Annotated in this window: 21 protein-coding genes and 1 pseudogene; 9 read left to right on the top strand and 13 right to left on the bottom strand. The window is 62.8% G+C overall.

The annotated features are described in order from the left end of the window. Positions 1-8 precede the first annotated feature (8 nt). From O7A60_RS27485 to O7A60_RS27460, 6 genes are read left to right on the top strand one after another with little or no spacing between them, the layout of a single operon-like run. Positions 9-776 (top strand): ABC transporter permease, encoded by a 768-nt coding sequence (locus O7A60_RS27485; protein ID WP_337108864.1) that lies wholly within the window; start codon positions 9-11, stop codon positions 774-776. Further along, entirely contained in the window at positions 776-1,462 is a 687-nt protein-coding gene (locus tag O7A60_RS27480) for an ABC transporter ATP-binding protein (protein WP_337108863.1), read from the top strand. Before O7A60_RS27485 ends, O7A60_RS27480 begins: the two co-directional genes overlap by 1 nt. After that, complete coding sequence (locus O7A60_RS27475; protein WP_337108862.1) at positions 1,459-2,634, top strand: ABC transporter substrate-binding protein; 1,176 nt, start codon at positions 1,459-1,461, stop codon at positions 2,632-2,634. Before O7A60_RS27480 ends, O7A60_RS27475 begins: the two co-directional genes overlap by 4 nt. Next, on the top strand, positions 2,622-3,584 hold the full coding sequence (locus tag O7A60_RS27470; protein WP_337108861.1) for a PQQ-dependent catabolism-associated beta-propeller protein: 963 nt from the start codon (positions 2,622-2,624) through the stop codon (positions 3,582-3,584). Before O7A60_RS27475 ends, O7A60_RS27470 begins: the two co-directional genes overlap by 13 nt. Beyond that, positions 3,581-4,306 carry an ATP-binding cassette domain-containing protein gene (locus O7A60_RS27465; protein WP_337108860.1) on the top strand — a complete coding sequence of 242 codons (726 nt, stop codon included), beginning with the start codon at positions 3,581-3,583 and terminating at the stop codon, positions 4,304-4,306. The genes O7A60_RS27470 and O7A60_RS27465 overlap by 4 nt, the downstream gene beginning before the upstream one ends. Further along, entirely contained in the window at positions 4,303-5,109 is an 807-nt protein-coding gene (locus O7A60_RS27460; protein WP_337108859.1) for an ABC transporter permease, read from the top strand. The genes O7A60_RS27465 and O7A60_RS27460 overlap by 4 nt, the downstream gene beginning before the upstream one ends. On the opposite strand, the gene O7A60_RS27455 is transcribed toward O7A60_RS27460, so the two are convergent. The 11 genes from O7A60_RS27455 to O7A60_RS27405 form a co-directional block, all read right to left on the bottom strand. Further along, entirely contained in the window at positions 5,110-5,526 is a 417-nt protein-coding gene (locus O7A60_RS27455) for a c-type cytochrome (RefSeq protein WP_051442773.1), read from the bottom strand. Next, complete coding sequence (locus tag O7A60_RS27450) at positions 5,507-6,385, bottom strand: cytochrome c oxidase assembly protein (RefSeq protein ID WP_337108858.1); 879 nt, start codon at positions 6,383-6,385, stop codon at positions 5,507-5,509. The genes O7A60_RS27455 and O7A60_RS27450 overlap by 20 nt, the downstream gene beginning before the upstream one ends. Continuing rightward, the gene (locus O7A60_RS27445; protein ID WP_337108857.1) at positions 6,382-6,723 is read right to left on the bottom strand and encodes a hypothetical protein; all 342 of its coding nucleotides are present in this window, start codon (positions 6,721-6,723) and stop codon (positions 6,382-6,384) included. Before O7A60_RS27445 ends, O7A60_RS27450 begins: the two co-directional genes overlap by 4 nt. Further along, on the bottom strand, positions 6,723-7,328 hold the full coding sequence (locus tag O7A60_RS27440; protein ID WP_027145372.1) for a cytochrome c oxidase subunit 3: 606 nt from the start codon (positions 7,326-7,328) through the stop codon (positions 6,723-6,725). Before O7A60_RS27440 ends, O7A60_RS27445 begins: the two co-directional genes overlap by 1 nt. Beyond that, complete coding sequence (gene ctaD, locus O7A60_RS27435) at positions 7,325-9,298, bottom strand: cytochrome c oxidase subunit I (RefSeq protein WP_337108856.1); 1,974 nt, start codon at positions 9,296-9,298, stop codon at positions 7,325-7,327. Before ctaD ends, O7A60_RS27440 begins: the two co-directional genes overlap by 4 nt. Further along, positions 9,295-10,308, bottom strand: a complete 1,014-nt coding sequence (coxB, locus tag O7A60_RS27430; RefSeq protein WP_337108855.1) for a cytochrome c oxidase subunit II — start codon at positions 10,306-10,308, stop codon at positions 9,295-9,297. Before coxB ends, ctaD begins: the two co-directional genes overlap by 4 nt. Further along, positions 10,305-10,838 (bottom strand): c-type cytochrome, encoded by a 534-nt coding sequence (locus O7A60_RS27425; RefSeq protein ID WP_027145375.1) that lies wholly within the window; start codon positions 10,836-10,838, stop codon positions 10,305-10,307. Before O7A60_RS27425 ends, coxB begins: the two co-directional genes overlap by 4 nt. Further along, positions 10,835-11,674 carry a substrate-binding domain-containing protein gene (locus O7A60_RS27420; RefSeq protein WP_337108854.1) on the bottom strand — a complete coding sequence of 280 codons (840 nt, stop codon included), beginning with the start codon at positions 11,672-11,674 and terminating at the stop codon, positions 10,835-10,837. The genes O7A60_RS27425 and O7A60_RS27420 overlap by 4 nt, the downstream gene beginning before the upstream one ends. Further along, on the bottom strand, positions 11,655-13,406 hold the full coding sequence (locus tag O7A60_RS27415; RefSeq protein WP_337108886.1) for a methanol/ethanol family PQQ-dependent dehydrogenase: 1,752 nt from the start codon (positions 13,404-13,406) through the stop codon (positions 11,655-11,657). Before O7A60_RS27415 ends, O7A60_RS27420 begins: the two co-directional genes overlap by 20 nt. 122 nt (positions 13,407-13,528) lie before the next feature. Next, a complete protein-coding gene (locus O7A60_RS27410; protein ID WP_337108853.1) occupies positions 13,529-14,311 on the bottom strand; it encodes a heme-binding protein in 783 nt (260 codons plus the stop codon). A 612-nt stretch (positions 14,312-14,923) separates the two neighbouring features. Continuing rightward, the gene (locus tag O7A60_RS27405) at positions 14,924-15,151 is read right to left on the bottom strand and encodes a hypothetical protein (RefSeq protein WP_027145379.1); all 228 of its coding nucleotides are present in this window, start codon (positions 15,149-15,151) and stop codon (positions 14,924-14,926) included. Positions 15,152-15,540: 389 nt separating this feature from the next. On the opposite strand from O7A60_RS27405, the gene O7A60_RS27400 reads away from it, so the two are divergent. Then, a complete protein-coding gene (locus O7A60_RS27400) occupies positions 15,541-16,437 on the top strand; it encodes an SIR2 family NAD-dependent protein deacylase (protein WP_337108885.1) in 897 nt (298 codons plus the stop codon). A gap of 133 nt (positions 16,438-16,570) precedes the next feature. On the opposite strand, the gene O7A60_RS27395 is transcribed toward O7A60_RS27400, so the two are convergent. Beyond that, complete coding sequence (locus tag O7A60_RS27395; protein WP_415926864.1) at positions 16,571-16,801, bottom strand: metallophosphoesterase family protein; 231 nt, start codon at positions 16,799-16,801, stop codon at positions 16,571-16,573. Between the two features lie 58 nt (positions 16,802-16,859). On the opposite strand from O7A60_RS27395, the gene O7A60_RS27390 reads away from it, so the two are divergent. Further along, entirely contained in the window at positions 16,860-17,333 is a 474-nt protein-coding gene (locus O7A60_RS27390; RefSeq protein ID WP_027145380.1) for a YidB family protein, read from the top strand. 101 nt (positions 17,334-17,434) lie between these two features. Continuing rightward, complete coding sequence (locus O7A60_RS27385; protein ID WP_337108852.1) at positions 17,435-17,815, top strand: DUF4112 domain-containing protein; 381 nt, start codon at positions 17,435-17,437, stop codon at positions 17,813-17,815. 620 nt (positions 17,816-18,435) lie between these two features. Here the strand turns inward: O7A60_RS27385 and O7A60_RS27380 are convergent. After that, positions 18,436-18,570, bottom strand: a pseudogene (locus tag O7A60_RS27380) (histidine kinase); the annotation flags it as partial.

The raw sequence follows: 18,570 nt of genomic DNA, 5'->3' as shown, positions 1-18,570 counted from the left end.
CCGCATCCATGAGCAACAGCTTGGCCGCTTCCGCCAATGCCCAGCGATGGCAGAGCGTCGCGGCGCTGCTTGGTATGCTTCTGATCTGGCAGGCGGCGGCATGGGTGGTGGCCAGCCGGCTGTTGCCAAGCCCTTTGGAGGTCACCATCGTCCTCTTGCAAGAGGCGCTGCAGGGCGAACTCGCTTTTCACCTCGGCGTCTCGCTGACGCGGGTGATTGTGAGCCTTTCCGTCGCGATCGTGGTCGGCTCCGCGCTTGGCTATGCCGCCGGCCGCTCGCGTGATGCTGATCTTTGGTTGAAGCCATGGATCGTTCTGCTGCTCAACGTGCCGGCGCTGGTGACCGTCATCCTCATCTATGTCTGGCTCGGTCTGGTCGAGACCGCGCTTGTGTTCGCGGTCGCGCTCAACAAGATCCCCAATGTGGCAGTGACCATTCGCGAGGGCGCCGGCCGGCTGGACAAGGACCTCACGGAAATGGCCGAGGTCTATCGTTTCAGCGGCACGAGGTCGCTGCGCTACATCGTGCTCCCGCAATTGGCACCGTTTTTCCTCGTCACCCTGCGCAGCGGACTGGCATTGACCTGGAAGATCGTGCTGCTCGCCGAATTGCTTGGCCGCTCCAACGGGGTTGGATTCCAGCTGCAGATCTATTTCCAGAACTTCGACGTGTCCCACATCCTGGCCTATGCCATAAGCTTCGGAGTGGTGATGCTGGCCATCGAATACGGCCTGCTCGGGCCTCTGGAACGCCGACTTGGCGTGTGGCGGCGTTGATGCTGACCATCAGGATAAAGATGAAGACCTTCGCTATTCCTGGCCAGGGCCAGGGTAGGACCGTGTTCCGGGACTTCGCTCTCGATGTGCCGCACGGCCAGGTCTGTGTGATCGCTGGGCCCTCGGGAGTTGGCAAATCGACGCTGCTCTCGATCGTCGCAGGCACCGACCGCGAATTCCGCGGCGTGGTGGACGGACGCGCGCTTCCTGTCGGGATGATGTTCCAGACACCGCGTCTGCTCCCTTGGCTGACCGTCTTGCGCAATGTCGAACTCGTGATCCCCGGGCGGGAGCAGGAGGCATCGAGGTGGGTTGCCGCCGTAGGCCTTGAGGATCACGCAAACGAATATCCGCAGCGTCTCTCCGGAGGGATGGCCCGGCGCGTGGCGCTCGCCCGCGCGCTTGCCGTCGAGCCCGCGCTGTTGCTGCTCGACGAACCTTTCGCTTCGCTCGACGAAGGGACGGCGAACAGGATGGGCCTCCTGCTGCGTGAAGTTTTCAATACCCGGCCGCCCATCGCGCTTATTGTCACGCACAATTTGGCCCAGGTCTCGTCGCTGGCAGACCGCATCGTCGTTCTGGAAGGCTCGCCGGCAGTTATCGTGCGCGATGTCGGGATTGCCCGGGGTGGTGGACCGGCTTCACGGCGTGGCCCGGCCAGCTTGCAGGCAGGCGGGGCGGAATGAGACTGGTGCTGTCGATCGTGCTGCTCCTGTTGGCCGCTGCCCCCGGCTCCGCCGCACCGCAGACCATGGTGGTCGGCTATATCGGCCAGGAGCGCACGCCACCCCTGCCTTTAGGACCGCTTGACCAGCCCGTCAGCGATGACGGCCTGCAGGGGGCCCGGCTGGGCATCGCCGATGACGGCGGCACCGGCCGCTTCCTCGGCCAGCATTTCCAGCTCGAAGAACGCGTGCTGAAGCCAGGCGAAGCGCCGATCGAAGCAATCGCCAGCCTTGCCGCGAGCGGCGTCACTTTCGTCGTGGCCGACCTCGATGCGGCCACGCTGAACCAGGCTCTCGCAGCACCCGGAGCAGACAAGATGCTGTTGTTCAACAGCCGTGCGCCGGACGATGCGCTCCGCCAGCAGCACTGCCGCAAGAACCTCCTGCATACCGTTCCAAGTCGCGCCATGCTCGCCGACGGCCTGGCGCAATATCTCATCTGGAAGCGTTGGCAGCACTGGTTCCTGCTGGTCGGCCCGCATCCTGCTGACGAGGCGCTGGCTGCAGCGTTGCGCCGCGCGGCGACACACTTCGGCGCCGAGATCGTGGTCGACAAGCCTTGGACGTTCCGGCCTGCCAATGGTCGTGCGGACACGGGACATGTCACGCTTCAGACCGAGATACCGGCCGCCACCCAGGTCGGCGATTACGACGTGCTGGTCGTCGCCGACGAGGCGGACGAGTTCGGCGCCTATCTCGAGGGCCGAACCGCGCTACCACGGCCGGTCGCCGGGACGCAGGGGATCGTGGCGACCGGCTGGAGCGCGGTCAACGAGGAATGGGGCGCAACGCAACTTCAAGACCGGTTCCGCAAGCAGGCCGGGCGCTGGATGACGGCTTACGACTACGCCGGTTGGCTCGCCGTGCGCAGCGTCGGAGAAGCGGCAACACGCCTGCGCAGCCTCGATGCTTCGGCGATCACGGCATATTTGCGCAGTGACGGCTTCCTTCTCGCCGGCTTCAAGGGGCAGGGGCTCAGCTTCCGGTCATGGGACGGCCAGATGCGGCAGCCCATCCTGATAGCGGGGCCGCGGCTGCTCGTCTCCAGCTCACCGCAACCGGGTTTCCTGCATCAGCGCACGCCCCTCGACACGCTGGGCATCGACCTCGAGGAGAGCGCATGCGGGTCGTGATCCCAATCCTGCTGTCGGTGTTGATTATCGCCGGACCTGCCGCAGCGGAGACGATCTACGTATCGAACGAGCAGGACAACACAGTGGCGGTGGTGGAGGGCGCCAGCATGAGCCTCTCCACGGCCATCAACGTCGGAAGGCGCCCGCGCGGGATCGCGCTTTCGGTCGACAAGAAGCTGCTCTTCGTGGCTGTGGGCGACGACAACCGGATCGACATTGTCGATCTCGCCAAACGGCAGGTGACCGGCCAGCTCCCCTCAGGAGTCGATCCGGAATTTTTTGTCGTGCATCCTGACGGCAAACGCCTGTTCGTCGCCAATGAGAATGACAATCTGGTCTCAGTCGTCGATATCGCGTCCGCCAAGGTGATCGGTACCGTTGACGTCGGGGTCGAACCCGAGGGTATGGCGGTCAGTGCCGACGGCCATTACGTTGCCTGCACCTCGGAGACCACCAGCATGGTGCACCTCATCGACGCCGGCACGCTCGACCTCGTAGACAACCTCCTGGTCGACACCCGTCCCCGCGCGGCGTCGTTCTCGCCGGATGGGAAGCAGCTTTGGGTGTCTTCCGAAATACGCGGAACCGTGACCGTCTTCGACACTACGTCTCGTGCTGAGGCTGGCAAGGTCCAGTTCCAGGTTCCCGGTATCCGCCGCGAGGGCGTCCAGGCGGTAGGTATCGAAATGACGCGCGACGGCGCCACTGCCTATGTGGCGCTTGGTCCGGCCAACCGGATTGCCGAAGTCGATACCAGGACGCTGGCCGTGCGCCGCCTCTACCTCGTCGGCCAGCGCCCGTGGCATGTGGCGCTGTCGGATGACCAGAAGCGTCTGGTAAGCGCCAATGGCAATTCCGGGGACATCTCGTTCATCGATCTTGAAGACGAGGCGGTGGTGAAGTCGGTGCCGGTGGGACGCGGCCCCTGGGGAGTGGTGATCGGCCCATGAAGGCGCTGTCACTCGAAGGTCTCGGACACAGCTTCGGACAGCGGCGGGTTCTCGACGCCGTGTCGTTCTCGGTCGCGGAAGGCAGAATGTGCATACTGCTCGGACGCAACGGCGCCGGCAAGACGACGTTGTTCTCGCTGGTCACCGGCCTCTATCATGCCCGATCCGGCCAGATCGATGTGTTCGGCCACTCCATGCGGGCCGATCCGGCCGCCGCACTTGCCCAGATGGGTGTTGTCTTCCAGCAGCAGACGCTCGACCTCGATCTCACCGCCGCCGAAAATCTGCGCTATCACGGCGCCCTGCACGGGCTGGCGGCCGGCATCTGCGAAACGAGGTTGCGCGAAGAACTCGAACGGCTGGAGGTCCTTGACCGGGGCGACGAGCCGGTCCGTTCACTGTCGAGCGGTCAGCGGCGACGTGTCGAAATCGCGCGCGCCCTGATGCATCGGCCCCGCATCCTGCTGCTCGACGAGCCGACGACCGGGCTCGACGTGCCTGGGCGCCGGGCGATCGAGCAGCATGTGCGCGCGCTCTGCCGGAAACGAGGTATTGCCGTTCTCTGGGCAACGCATTTCCTGGAAGAGGTGTCGGCCGACGACGACCTGGTGGTGCTGCATAAGGGCAGGCTGCGTTGGGCTGGCGGGGCCGGCCGCGTCGCGGCGGATCTTGCGGTCGCCAGCATGGCCGATGCGTTCGATGTGCTGACGGAGGCGGCATGAAAAGGCGTCACGCGCTGCGGGCCCTTACAGGCATACTGCGCCGGGAGATGTTGCGAACGCTGCGGCAGCGTGGCCGGCTGCTCTCGGCGATCATACGGCCGTTGGTCTGGCTCGCCATCTTCGCCGCCGGGTTCCGCTCGGTGCTTGGCCTGTCGATCACGCCGCCCTACCAGACCTACGTGCTCTACGAAGTCTATGTCGTCCCCGGACTGGCGGCCATGATGCTGCTCTTCCATGCCATGGCAAGTTCGCTGGCCATGGTCTACGACCGCGAGATGGGCAGCATGCGCCTGTTGCTGACGGCACCGCTTCCGCGCTGGTACCTGCTTGCCGCGCGGCTGCTTGCGAGCGTCATCGTCAGTCTGCCGCTGGTCTATCTGTTCCTGCTGATCGCGCGCTATTGGGACGTGCGCCCCCCAGTTCTAGGCTATCTGGCCGTGTTTCCGGCGCTCGTCCTGTCCGGCCTGATGCTCGGCGCGTTTGGGTTGCTGGTTTCGTCGATCTCGACGCAGATGGAGAACTTCGCCGGCGTGATGAACTTCGTCATCTTCCCGACCTTCTTCGCCTCGACGGCTCTCTATCCGATATGGCGACTCGCCGAGGCGGGGCCGGTGCTGGCAATGATCGCCGCATGGAACCCGTTCAGTTCGGCGGTCGAGCTGATACGCTTCGCCCTCTATCTGCGCTTCGATCCCGTTTCGGCTCTCGTCGTTCTCGCTTGCCTCGTCGGGTTTTTCCTTGCGGCAGTGGTCGGCTATGACCCCGGTCGTGGCTTGTGGTCCCGGCGCGGCGGCGAAGGCTAATCATCTGAGGGCATAAAGATAGGCGGCGATATCGCGCGCCTGCTGCTGCGTAATCCTTGTCGATGGCATCGCCGTGTGCGGATTGATCTCCCTGGCCTCTCGTATCCAGCGGATCAGGTTCTCCGGATTGTTAGCCAGCACCCCGCCGATAAAGACCCGGTCGGCAAGGCTGGAATCGAGGCTCGGACCAACCTGGCCTTGTGCCCCCGGCACGCCGGGGATTGTATGGCACCCCGAGCAGCCATTCGCGGTCATGATCGGAATGGCGCGCGCGCCCACGCCACCGGTCGCAACCTCCGATTCGTGGCGAACACGATCACGCCGGTCCGACCACAAGGTCGCCCCGGCGACGGCGGCGATCAGCAGCAGGATGGCGGCGAGCGCGCCGCCGGTCATCTTAGCCAGGCCGGAGCCCATGGGTGGCCTCCCTGATTCCGCTCTTGCTTATCCAAAGGCCCGCGAGCAGCAAGGCGGCTCCGCCATAGATCAGGCCAGCCGGAACCCACATCACCAAGCCGGCGAGCTGCTGGTCCTCGATCGGGGTCAGTCCCCAGAGCGCCGCGCCAGCGGCATTCTGCGGATACCAGAGTTTGGGCGACAACAGCAGCAGCACGCCAAGCAGACCGGTGTGCAGCGAGGTGAAGAAGAGATGCATGATCGCGCTGCCATAGGCCTGCTGGCGGCCGGAACGCCGCAGAATCACCCACCAGAACAGCAGGGCTGTGCCGAGGAAGCTCGCATGCTGGGCATAGTGCAGGACGCCCTGCTGAAGCGCTGCCTCGAACAGGACGGGGACGTGCCAGATCCAGATCGCGATACCGTGGATGGCGGTTGCGTTGAGCGGACGGCTGGCAACGGCCCAGACCGCCTGGAGAAACTTCCCGTGCGTGAGCATTCCCGTTCCTCGGCGGAATGCCGCCGGCAATGCCCATATCAAGGCTGCGCCGGGGCAGGCGGCGACAAGGAGCGGCGCCGCCACCGCCATCAGCAGTTCATGCTCGATCATGTGGGCGGCAAACACCCGTTCGCCAAGCGCATGGATCGGGCTGACCAGCGCTCCCGTCAGAAAGCCCCAGCCGGCGGCGAACAACAGAGCTTGTCGCGTCCGCTCGGGGCGGCCCCGGCTGCTGCGGCGCCACAGCCGGCTCGCTCCGATCGCATAGATCAGCGCGATTGTGGCCAGAGGGAGCGTGATGGGAAACGCAAGTGTCCATCCCGCTTCGGGCGCGCCGGCGCCATAGCAGATCGATGTTGAGAGGAAAGCCTCGAAGCTCATCGCAGGCACTCGTCAAGGATGAGCGCGGCGCTCCCCTGCATGAGGATGACGAGGGCAAAAAGCAAAGCCGCAAGAATGCCGAGATCGGCGACGAATTGTTCGGTGCTGCGCGTGCGCTCCGGTTTGAAAGCCGCGCCCCCCTGCCGCTTTGCCCGCCAAGAAAGCATGCCGCCGAGAAGCGAAAGCAAGGCAAGCAGCAGTGCGATCGGCAGCACGACCGGGACCTGGCGATTGCATTGCCACGGAACAAGCGCGTAATTCAGCTGCGTCGAAATTGCCCAAGCCGAGGGCCCCGACAGAAGGCCACCCCAGGACGTTCCCAATCGCAGCGCGCGCATCAGCCTAGCCTCGGTACCCAGTAGATGAGCAGGTAGATCGGGATCCAGGTGAGCACCACGAAATCCCAGTAGAAGACATTATCGCCTACGTCGCCGAAGCGCCGGCCGCTGTAGCCATGGCGTGTGAACATCAGCACCGTCAGCACGATCGTGTCGCCGACATCGGTGATCAGGTGGGTGGTGTGCAGTCCAAGCAGCACCCAAAGCATCGAGCCGTACGCGTTCGTGTCCCAATAGATATTCAGCGCCGGGAACTCGAACCAGCGCACCACAAGCGGGGCGAGACCGAACAGCGACATCACCACCATGCCGATCCGCACCGGTACAATGGCGCAACGCTCGGCGTAGCGATTGAGAATGTGGTTCGGCACCAGGCTGGCGATCAGCAGGAGGGTGACGATCGTTCCCGGCCAATGGTTAGGCTCCGGGGCGCTCAGACGCCAGTTGGGCCACGACATTGCCAGGTAGAGATAGGCGCCGGCCGCCAGCGCGAAGCCCGTCCCCTCCAGCGCCATGAAGCCGAGCGTGCCCCACCAGGTCGGGCTGCGCGGACCATGTCCAAAGGTGGGAAGCCCGGAAAGGTCGGCGACGGGTCGCTGGTTCATTCCTCGTCCTCCGGATCGCCTTTGGGCCAGAACCAGCCGACCAGCGTGACCGCGATCGGCACGGCGCCCCACACGACGGCCCACGGCGTGAAGATCGAGTAGAGGAAAGTGCCGCCCACGGCGATCGCCGCAAGCAGGGGCCAGATTGACGGCGTCGCCGATTTCTCGCGGATGTCGGGATGGGCTTCCGCCACCGTCGAGATGAGCAACTCGCGCACGTCGACGCGCAGGCCGGTTGCGACGGGAAGCGCGTCTCGTTCGGCCCACAGCGGCTCAACGTTTGTCACGATCGGGATGCGTGTGAAATTATAGCTTGGAGGCGGCGAGGACGTTGCCCATTCCAGGGTGCCGGCATCCCAGGGATTGTCCCCGGCCGGTACGCCTTTCAATACGCCGTGCACGAGGTTGAAAGTGAACAGCACGAAGCTTAGGAAGAACAGCACCGCGCCGGCGCTGATGAGCAGGTTGATGTTGCCCCAGCCAAGCTCCGCCGGATAGGTGTAGACCCGGCGCGGCATTCCCCACAGGCCGACCAGATGCATCGGGAAGAAAGCCACGTTGAAGCCGATGAAGGCCAGCCAGAAATGCCAGCGTCCGAGACGTTCGCTCATCATGCGGCCGGTGATCTTGGGGAACCAGAAATAGGCCGCGCCCAGCAGCGGGAATACCGATCCGCCGATCAGCACGTAATGGAAGTGGGCGACGACGAAATAGGTGTCGTGCACCTGCAGGTCGAGCGGCACCGAGGCGAGCATGACGCCGGTGAGCCCGCCGATGACGAAGATGAAGAAGAAGCCGAAGACGAACAGCAGCGGCGTGCGGATCACCGGTCTGCCATCCCACAAAGTCGCCAGCCAGCAGAAGATCTGCAGGCCATTGGGTATGGCGATCAGCATGCTGGACGCCGTGAAGAAGCTCGCCCCTAACTTCGGCAATCCCGTCGCAAACATATGGTGCACCCAGAGGCCGAACGACAGGAAACCGACCGCGATCAAGGACAGGACCAGCCCGAGATGCCCGAACGCCGGTCGCCGGGCAAAAGCGGGAATGATCGAGGAGACCATGCCTGTCGCCGGCAGGAAGATGATGTAGACCTCGGGATGGCCGAAGAACCAGAACAGATGCTGGAACAGCAGGGCGTCGCCGCCCTCCGCCGGATTGAAAATGTGGGTTCCGACAAGCCGATCGAGAATGAGGAAGGTCGAGGTGATCATGACTGCCGGCATCGCGAAGACCACGACGAACGAAGTGACCAGCAGTGCCCACACATAAAGCGGTATCTTGTCCAGCGACATGCCGGGTGCGCGTTGCTTGAACACGGTCACGATGGTGGCAACGGCGACCGCAAGCGAGGACACTTCGGTGTAGGTGATCATTTGCGCCCAGACATCGGCGCGCTTGCCGGGAGAGAATTCGGGACCGGACAAAGGCACATAGGCGAACCAGCCGACGTCCGGTGCCATGTTGAGGAGGAATGAAACCCAGGCAAAGACGCCGCCCGAAAGATAGACCCAATAGCCGAATGCATTGAGCCGCGGGAAGGCGATGTTGCGGGTGCCGACCATCAGCGGCACCAGATAGATTCCCGTTGCCTGCACGATAGGCACGGCGAATAGGAACATCATGGTGACGCCATGCATCGTGAACAGCTGGTTGTAGAGGTCCGGCCCGATCAGCCCACGCTGCGGCCCTGAGAGTTGGATTCGCATGGCGACCGCGTTCAGTCCGCCAAGGCATAGGAAGATGAAGGCCGTGATCAGATAGCGCCTTGCGATCACCTTGTGATCGACGCTCGACAGAGCGCCGATGATGCCGGGCGGCGTGCGCCATGCCCGCGCCAGCCAGCGGTGCAGGCTGGCGTCGTCCATGCCGGTATCACGCGGTCCGTCATGCTCGGGAGCAACGTCGCCTTCGGTGGCGGTCTCCCGTTGCGGCAGGTCGCGTTCGCTCGTCAGATCCGCGCTGCTCATTTCAGACCCTCGAGATAGGCGACGATGGCGTTGAGTTCGTCGCCGTTGAGCTCCACCACCGGCATGTGGGAGCCGGGCTTCACGCCTTGCGGATCCGCTATCCAGGCCGCCAGATTGCCGCGGCTCATCATCAAGGTACCGGCAGCGATGGTTTGCCGGCTGGCTACATGCGTGAGATCAGGCGCGACGGTTCCTCCCGCTGGAGTGCCGCCGATCCTGTGGCACATCACGCAGGGGCGCTTGAGGAACAGGTCCGCGCCATTTTTGGCCTCCCCGTTCGTCGGGGGCCCAGCCGGCTGCAACTGGTCGTTCCACCAGGCGTCGAACTTTGCCCGCGGCTCGGCGATGATAAAGGTGCCCATATTAGCATGCTGCGCACCGCAGAACTCGGCGCACTGGCCGCGATAGACGCCGGGCTTGTCGGCCCTGATATCAAGTACATTGATATGACCGGGGATGAGGTCGAGCTTGCCGGCCAAACTCGGGATCCAGAACGAGTGGATAACATCGGTCGAGGTCAGCAGAAGCCGCACGGGCTCCCCGGCGGGAATGTGGATCTCGTTAGCCGTGGTCAGGATGCGGCTCGGCGTGGCATCTTCGTAGCGCACCTCCCACCACCATTGGTGGCCGGTGACGCGGATGGTGAGCGCAGCGTCCGAGCCGATCGCCGCCAGCGTCCTGTTGGCGAAGAAGCTCAGCAAGGTCAGCCCGACCACGATCGCGGCAGTCAGCCCGACGGCGATCACGACGACCCGCAACTTGCGATGGTCGGCGCCCGCGTCGAGCGCGAGCGGCTCGGAACGTGTGCGAGGCCGCATCAACAGCGGCGCGGCAAGCGCGATCATCACCAGGACCCAGATCACTGCGCAAAGCGCGGTGAAAAACCAAATGAGCCATGCCAGCTCACTGGCAGCGGGACCTTTCGGATCGAGCGCTGATTGCCATCCCGAGCATCCCTGCAGAAACAAGACGCAGGCCGTGCCGAACCCGGTCGACGCAAGGCGTTTCACGGTGATTTCCCCAGTGTGGCGGCATCGGGCAGGCGGTTTTCCGACGGATGTGGCATCATGTCGTCATTGCGCTGCGGGGCGGCGGACGAGGGCGCATTGCCGCTCAGCGAGCGGACAAAGGCGGCAAGCTCCCAAATCTGGTCATCGGGGATCTTGTCGCGGAAGCTCGGCATGCCTTTTGGCCGACCATCGCGGATCGTAGCGTGGATGCTTTCGATCGAGCTGCCGTAAAGCCACTTCTGGTCCATCAAAGCCGGCCCCATGCCGCCGCCGCCATTCGCATGACAGCCTGAACAGTTGAACCAGCTGAACAGCCGCTTGCCTTCGCTGAGGTGGAAGGCGTTGGCCTCGAAACTCGCCGCCTTGTTATCGCTGGCGGAAGCCCGCTGTCCGCCGGGTTCCAATGTGGTCACAGGCGTCGGCTGCTCGCCCGATCCGAGCGAATTTTGCGGGCGCGTGTCCCGCTCCTCGCGCTGGCATGCCGCAAGCGTCAGGAGCGCAAACAGGAGCATGGCGGTGCCCGGCCTCATCGCACTGGACCCCCCGAGCCGTCGAGCCGCGGCACGCCATATTGCGACAGCAATGCGTCGATCTCGGCCTTGTGCCTGGCCAGCGCGCTATTCACATCGCCACGTAGCGCATCGTCCTCGCGCCTAACGCCCATCGAGATGTCGTAGATCATGGGCAACTGCGGTCCGTCGATGCGAGGGGTGACCGGCGTGATGCGCAGCGGCACTTTCTGCTTCTGGGCGAAGTAGCCGGCGAGCGGGCCCCAGACAACGGCAAGATCGATCTCGCCGGTCGCCACCGCTTCAACGATGCGCGCTGGGGGATTGGGTGCGGAGTAGTCGCCATAGACCGGGTAGCCGACGAGGTGCCCGACGATGCCACGGCGGCCAAGCGCCTGAACGGGGGGCGAATTGGCCCCGTCGTCGCCGATGAGTTGCACGCCGATCCGCATAGCGCGCAGTTGCGGATCGTTGAAGGACGCCACATCCGGACCGTCCTGGCGGGTGACGAAAACATAGGATGAGCGATAATAGGGTGTGGTGGTGCGCAGCATTTCGAGGTTGGCGGGCGTGCCTGGTACGAGATCGCAAAGGCCGGCTTTCAGTGTGTTGCGCACGAAGCCGCGGCGCTGCGCCCACCAGGTGTAGGTCAGCTTGGCACCGAGATCGGCGGCCACGATCTCAACGATCCTGTTCTCGAAACCCTGACCGGCCGCGTTGGAAAATGGCATGTTGTTCGGATCAGCGCAGACCCTCAGTTCACGGGCATTGGCTCCCACCGGCAAGAACAGCAAGGCGAGCGCGGCCATGCCGAGCGCCAGGCGCGCGGCCCGGTGTTCAGGGCAGCCGGAACACATAAAGCGTGCCTCCCGCCGTTGTGGCCTCCTTGAGGTCCTTCATCGCGTTGACGAAACCGAGCGCGGCGGTGGCGTCGCGCGGATCGAGATCGCCCGATACGATCGCGCCGGCCCAGCCGCCGACACCCGACAGGATCGCTACATATTGACGTCCGTCGGGACCGCGATATGTGATGGGCTGGCCAATGATGCCGGACGCCGTCTTGAACTGCCAAAGCAGATCGCCAGTCTTGGCGCTGACCGCCTTGAACCAACCTTCCATTGTCCCGTAGAAGACGACATCGCCGGCCGTCACGACCGCGCCGCTCCACACCGGGAAGTTCTCCTTGACGCTCCAGGCGGGCTTCTGCGCAGCGATGTCCCAGGCGGTGAAGGCGCCCCGGTTGCCACCGGGCCCAGGGATCATGCGCACGTTCATGCCGACATAGGGGGTGCCGGCGATGTAGTTCACCTCGACGCCTTCTTCATCCATGCACAGATTGTTATGCGGAATATAGAGCAGCCCGGTCTTCGGCGAGAAGGCGGAAGGCTGCCAGTCCTTGAGCCCCGACGCGGTTGGGCAGATGTCGCGGACGACTTTGCCGGTCCCGGTCTTCTTGTCCGGGTTTTCGATCAGACGGCCGCTCTTGAGATCGACACCCTTGCTGGAATTGACAGGGCCGAAAGGTTTCGCGGACAGCACTTCGCCCGTGGTCCGGTCGAGGATGTAGAGGTAGCCGTTGCGCTCAGGCCGGACCAGCACCTTGCGCGGCTTGCCCTGCCAGTTCATGTCGAGCAGGACCTGCTCGTTGATCCCATCATAGTCGTGGAGGTCGTGCGGGCTCCACTGATAGAACCATTTCGCCGCGCCGGTATCGGGATCGCGGGCGAAGATGCCTGACGTCCATTTGTTGTCACCGGGCCGCAGATCGGGGTTCCACGGTCCAGGATTGCCGGTGCCGTGGAAGATCAGGTTGAGATCCGGATCGTAGGAAATCCAGCCCCACATGTTACCGCCACCGATCTTCCAGGCCTCCGGCGGCCATGTCGTGACGCCAAGGTCCTTGCCCTTGTCCATGTCGTAATGCGGCTTGAAGTCCGGGCCGATAAGCACGTCCTTGTCCGGCCCGGTGGCGAAGGCCGTCCAGACGACGTGACCGTCGCCGGCGTCGAGCGCCTTGACCCAGCCGCGGACGCCCATCTCGCCGCCTGAATTGCCGACCAGCACTTTGCCTTTCACCACCAAGGGCGCCATGGTGATGGTCTCGCCGATGTTGATGTTGCCGATATGGGCGTTCCAGATCGGCTGACCGGTGTTCGCGTCGAGCGCTATGGTGTGCCCGTCCAGTGTGTTGAAGAAGATGCGTCCGTCCGCGAAAGCGGCGCCGCGATTGACGACATCGCAACAGGCAACGCCTTGCGCCGCGGGTTCCGGATTGGGTTCGAACTTCCATTTCATCGGCGCACCCGGCTTGGTGAGATCGAGCGCGTAGACGATGTTGGGGAAGGGACTCACGATGTACATCGTGCCGCCGACGACCAACGGCGCCGCTTCCTGGCCCTTATTGACGCCAGTCGAGAAGGTGAAGGCCACCTGCAGGTCCTTGGCATTGCCTTCGTTGATTTCCGTGAGCTCGCTGTAGCGGGTCGACGCGTAGTTCTTGGCGGGCATCGTCCATTGCCCGTCGTCAGGCGGCGCGGCGGAAGGCGGCGGCGAGATCGCCGGCGTTGACGGAGCTTCCGAAGCGGCCATCAGTAAGGGAGTGGAAGCCAGCAGCAGCGTCGCAAAGATGCTCGCAAGACGTTTTCTCGGTGCCGCCGAGTGGTTGGCGCATACCGCGACAACGCAGGGCGCGACAGGTTGGGCTGTTCGCTTCATTTCGGCGTCGAGCCTCCGACGCCAGAACCAAGTTCGGCCGCGACATCGGCCTCATGCCCGGCACAAAGCGGGTGGCCCCACCCGGAGGCGCTTTTGCCACCGGGATCGAGATCATAGATAATGGCATCCTTACGATTGGGATTGACGCCCGCCGGAACTTTGTCGAGGCCGAGCGCCGCGCGAACGCGCCAGGCGACATTGTGGTCGGCGCAGGAGGAATCGCCACTGACGCCAAGTGCACCGACGATCGTTTTGCCGTCGTATAGAGCCAGGCCTCCGCCAAAAACGACAATGCCGCCGATCGGCTTGCCTAGCAGCGGATCTTGGGCGCTACCGAAAGTCTTGGCATCGCCGGGATAGGCTGCCGCCTGGTTGACGGGGTTGGTGGCCTGCAGCCCGAACAGCGGGCCACCCGGCTGCACCCCTGCATAGAGGTTCGCGGTCGAGAGCGCCATGTTCGCCAAGCTGAGCCCATTGGCTGTATTCGCCTTCTCGGCGGCGATGAGCCGGCTGCCCGGCCATTGCGCATCGACGGTAGGTCCACTGAAGGCGACGGCGCAGACCGTCCCGTCGCGGGCGACGACGGCCGCCCATTCATTGGTCTCGAAGCCGCCATTCGCCGGGCCCCCGCTTGCCTTGACATTGGCCTTCAAGGCTGCGAGCAGCTTCTCGTGGTCGGCTGGACACGGCGCTTGGGCTCGCGCAGGGTTTTGTGCCAGCCCGACAATCGTCAGGATCAAGAGGCACAGAGCTGGTAAGGGAAACTGGCGACGGTCCATGGCTCCTCGAAACACCTTCTACATGGGAGCTGATCCGCTCTTGGGCACCGAACGAACAAGGAGCTGCTTTGTTCCTGATGCGTGGAGCGACAGTAGGCGCGCGAAGCAGCCGGGGCTGGCCTGCCCTTGAGTGGTCTGCCAATGCAGGTGCCCTCAGCGCTCTTGGTGAGAGCATATCTTTCCTCTTCTGCAGCGCGCCAGTGACCGGAAGGGCCGGCTTGACCGCCGGACTCTGATGATCGCAGCCAGGGAACAAGCAAAACTGCCCTGCGTTGGATAGCCAATGGAGCAGCTTCGATCAGATTTGGCGGCGATGGCTCAGCCTGGTTACTGGTTGGCCGTCGTGCTTTTGTTGATCCCTTACGCAGTGGGCGTGTTCTTGCTGGTCAGGACCTGCCACTGCCTTTGACTTGGTCAGCCGGCCTTGAATTGCTGAGCGCCACGGCAACAGGGCAGCCGCGCTATTGACCGAATTGGCACAGACCATGTTCGTATTCGCGTGACGGGCGGCGTGGGGTCTTCTTGACGAGCTATCCGCATCACATCCGAAGAGCCACCTCTCTCTCTGTCACATCGTGCGGATTTGTCGAGGTAACCTGCGTCCTGCTGGCGCTATGCCGCCTGTGCAGGCTCATTGAGGTCGAAATCGACAATCTGGCCTCGGCTGACCGCAGCTCTTGCAATGAGCGTGGCCAGTTCATAATCAGAAGCGAGGCAACCCCGGAAAACTGTGCGTATCGCGACGACGGCCGCCGATACCGAAAGCGGCCAAGATTTGCCTCTCCTGCACTCAATATAGTGCTGGATGAGATAGTCCAGATCGCGGTGCTTTTGGCTCATCGCAGCCTCCTTTCCTCGCGAATGTACAGGAACAGAACTCGCCCGCACTTAGATTTGTTAATGGCTATGAATTTTTGCCCAGGAATAATCAGCCAAGGTGCTCGGCCACGGACAAGCTCGATCCTCTGATCGGAACCTCACATCTCTGCTGGCTTCCGGGTTGTGCCTTCAGCGCGACGTAATCGTCCCACTACTCAAGGCACGGCTGCCCTGCTCCAACAGACGAGACGCGACAGCCCCGACCGCAAGTTTCGGACCGCACCGTGGGAACACAGCGTCGCTCTGCTGGTTTGGTCACGAACGATGACAGTGATCCGAAAGAGAATGTCAATGCGTTCTGCCACGGCTGCAACTGCTTGGAGCGCCTCATCCAGCATCGGCTCCTGTCTATGACCGATGGGCTCGCATCACTGGCAAAAGCGATCGGCCGCGGTAGCGCGATCCTGTTTGTCGGAGCGGGTGTGTCGATCAGCGTTGGGCTTCCGTCCTGGGAAAAGCTGATCGAGCAGATGGCAAAAGAACTTGGGATCGATGAGGAGTTTTCGATGCGGCGCGACCGTTTTCAAACTCTGGCCGAGTACTATCGGATAAGGCACGGCAGCATCGGACCACTGCGCAGCTGGATGGACAGAAACTGGTCGGTCGCCAGGGACCGCATTGAGACATCGGAGTTGCATCGCCTCATTGTGATGCTCAATTTCCCCATTATCTATACCACGAACTACGACCGTAACCTGGAACTGGCTTTCGAAATATACGGTCAGCGATACGTCAAAGTGGCCAATGCACGCGATGTAGCGCAAGCCCGGCAGGGGGTCACCCACATCGTGAAATTCCATGGCGACTTCGACGATGATTCGTCGCTTGTCCTGACCGAAACGGACTACCTCGATCGGCTTTCCTTTAATTCCCCACTCGATGTGCGGTTTCGTGCCGATGCACTTGGCAGCACGATCCTCTTCATAGGCTATAGCCTTTCCGACCCGAACATCCGGTTGCTGTTGCACCGCCTTTGGCAAACCTGGCATCGATCCGGCTATGAAAAAGATCGTCCTCCCTCGTTCATCTTCATGGCGAGCCGAAACCCCGTGGAGGAGGCGGTGCTTGGACACTGGGGCATTTCGGCGGTCGTCGGCGACGTCGATGATCCGCAGACTGCCCTGGTGAACTTTCTCAGGCAGCTGGTGGAGGCGGTCGGGGAGGAGGCGAAATTTGGACGGGCGGACCCCGGTGGAACGATGTCCGCCCGGCAGACGAATGGAGCCACCGGCTCGGGGGGAAGTTAGGCGGCCCTCTTGAACGAGCCGCGAGAGGCAGAGAATTCCGTCCGAAATTTCAACATCAATTTCGGTCCGCAGCATCCACCAGGAGACAGTCGGATATAGGCGCGGACGTATATTAAGTGTGCGCTGAATTGGTTCAGCCGCTTACTAAGCTCCGCATCGAGAGCTGTATGCTGTCCCGAGTAATGTCGACCGTCGCAAGGGTGACGGGCAGCTTGAACCGTCGTGGGCCAGCGCTGCCCGGATTCAAATAAAGCACGCCATCCACTGTCTCCATCCTCGGCACATGCGAGTGACCGGACACGACCAAATCGATGCCCTGGACAACTGGATCGATCTGCAGCGTCTTGAGATCATAGCTGGCCAATTGCGGAACCTTTGGCAGCGCGCGACCTTTTCCATAGTCGAGACCAGAGGAGGAACGAGTGGCAAATCTTGGAAGACTTGCGATCGCTATGCTGGGAGTCCTGGCTTATCAAAACCGCGACAAGATCGCAGAGATGATCCGTGGGGCGGGAGAGCGCGATCCAAACAATCCGCAAGGTGGGATTTTGGACCAGGTGTCCAAGGGCGTTTCCGGCACCGCGCTCGGCGATCTTCTCGACCGTTTTAGAAATGCAGGTGCAGGCGCGAAAGTGGACTCTTGGGTTGGCACCGGGCCGAACGAGCCGATCGAGCCTCACGAGGTGGAAAGGGCCATTGACGTGCAGACGCTGGAAGCTCTTTCGAGGCAGACTGGCCTTTCGCGCGAGGAGCTGATTGCGAGGATCACGAGGGATCTGCCGGATGCCATTAACCAGATGACCCCAAACGGCAACCTGCCAGCTGATCACCAAACGAATGCCTCGGGCGAGCCGACGCTGCTCGATGACGTGCCTTCCCGGCCGACGCAAAGCTAATCAGATGGCGGAGGCGGACTTGAAAGGGGCAGTGCGCTATCGCGGAGATCGGATCAAGCGAAAGGCCAGCCGCCAAGCTATGGACAAGCGAGCAGCCTATTGTGGATCGTCAGACTGCGAATGCAATTGCTGAGCTCGACTTGTTGGCCGTTCTGCTTGATTCACGATGGCGCCTCCCGGGAACGCCAATTCGGTTTGGATTGGATGCCTTAGTGGGCCTAGTGCCAGTACTGGGGGATGCAGCAACCGGGTTGGTCTCGGCCTACATTGTCCTGCGAGCCCGCAAGTGCGGCGCCGGAAACCTGTTGGTGGCCCGAATGCTGGGGAACGTGCTGTTTGATACTGTGGTGGGAAGTGTGCCCATTCTCGGATCGATCTTCGACGTGTACTATAAGGCGAACAATCGCAACATCCGATTGCTTCGCCGCCACCTAATCCGGAAGGTTGCGCGCAACAGCCAAACCGTAATTCGTCATCGGTGAAGCACATAGATGGCGTAAGAGATATTGCCGAAGAAAAAGGGCATTCTGCGCCGGAACCCGGATAGCCGCGCGCGCGACCCCACCAGAACGACCCAAGCCAGATCAGGACCATGACCACCAGACTGTAGGCCTGGAGATGGTCGGCGGGGCTGAAGATCATGAGCGCTCCGCACAGCGCCAGCCGAAACAGCATGTAAGATTGCCGTCCCGACTATCTCTGGTCGCATATCGGTTGAGAAAGACCCGGATATAGAGAGAAAACGCGATCCGAGCGGGAGCTGCGATCGTGTCGTCCCAGTGCGACCCGCCGCCAAGCACGAACCCTGCCGGGCCATCACAGGGCGTCGAAGTGGGCCGTCCTTGAAACCCAGTCTTGGTCATCCCGTTGTCGCCGGTTTTGGCGGAGGAGACCAAGTCCAACGTTAGACCATCAAATTCTATCCCGGCTTCCTGGCGGACCGGGAGCGCCCACGAACCCCGCAGGCGCGGATGCTGGGCTGGAGGAAGAGCGGAAAGCCACGGTCTGTTGCGAGCCTTCCGCCGGCTCGCAACCTTGCTGCGGATAGGTTACGGCAGGCTGGCCGGTCCAGCGTGGGTGAAGCGCCATTTCAGTATCCAGTCTAGGCTGCGGCGGCAGAGCGCTTGAACACGATTGTGACCCGGGTGCCTTCGTCAGCGCTGGAGGTCACATGGAACTCCGCCTTGGCGTTCTCGCTCAGCGACTGTGCGATGAGCGCGCCGAGCTTGCCTCGCTT

The organism is Mesorhizobium salmacidum (SeqCode), from assembly GCF_037179605.1.
Lineage (GTDB): Bacteria > Pseudomonadota > Alphaproteobacteria > Rhizobiales > Rhizobiaceae > Mesorhizobium > Mesorhizobium salmacidum.
The sequence above is the reverse complement of the archived record's forward strand: the minus strand, read 5'-3'. Positions and strand labels throughout refer to the sequence as shown.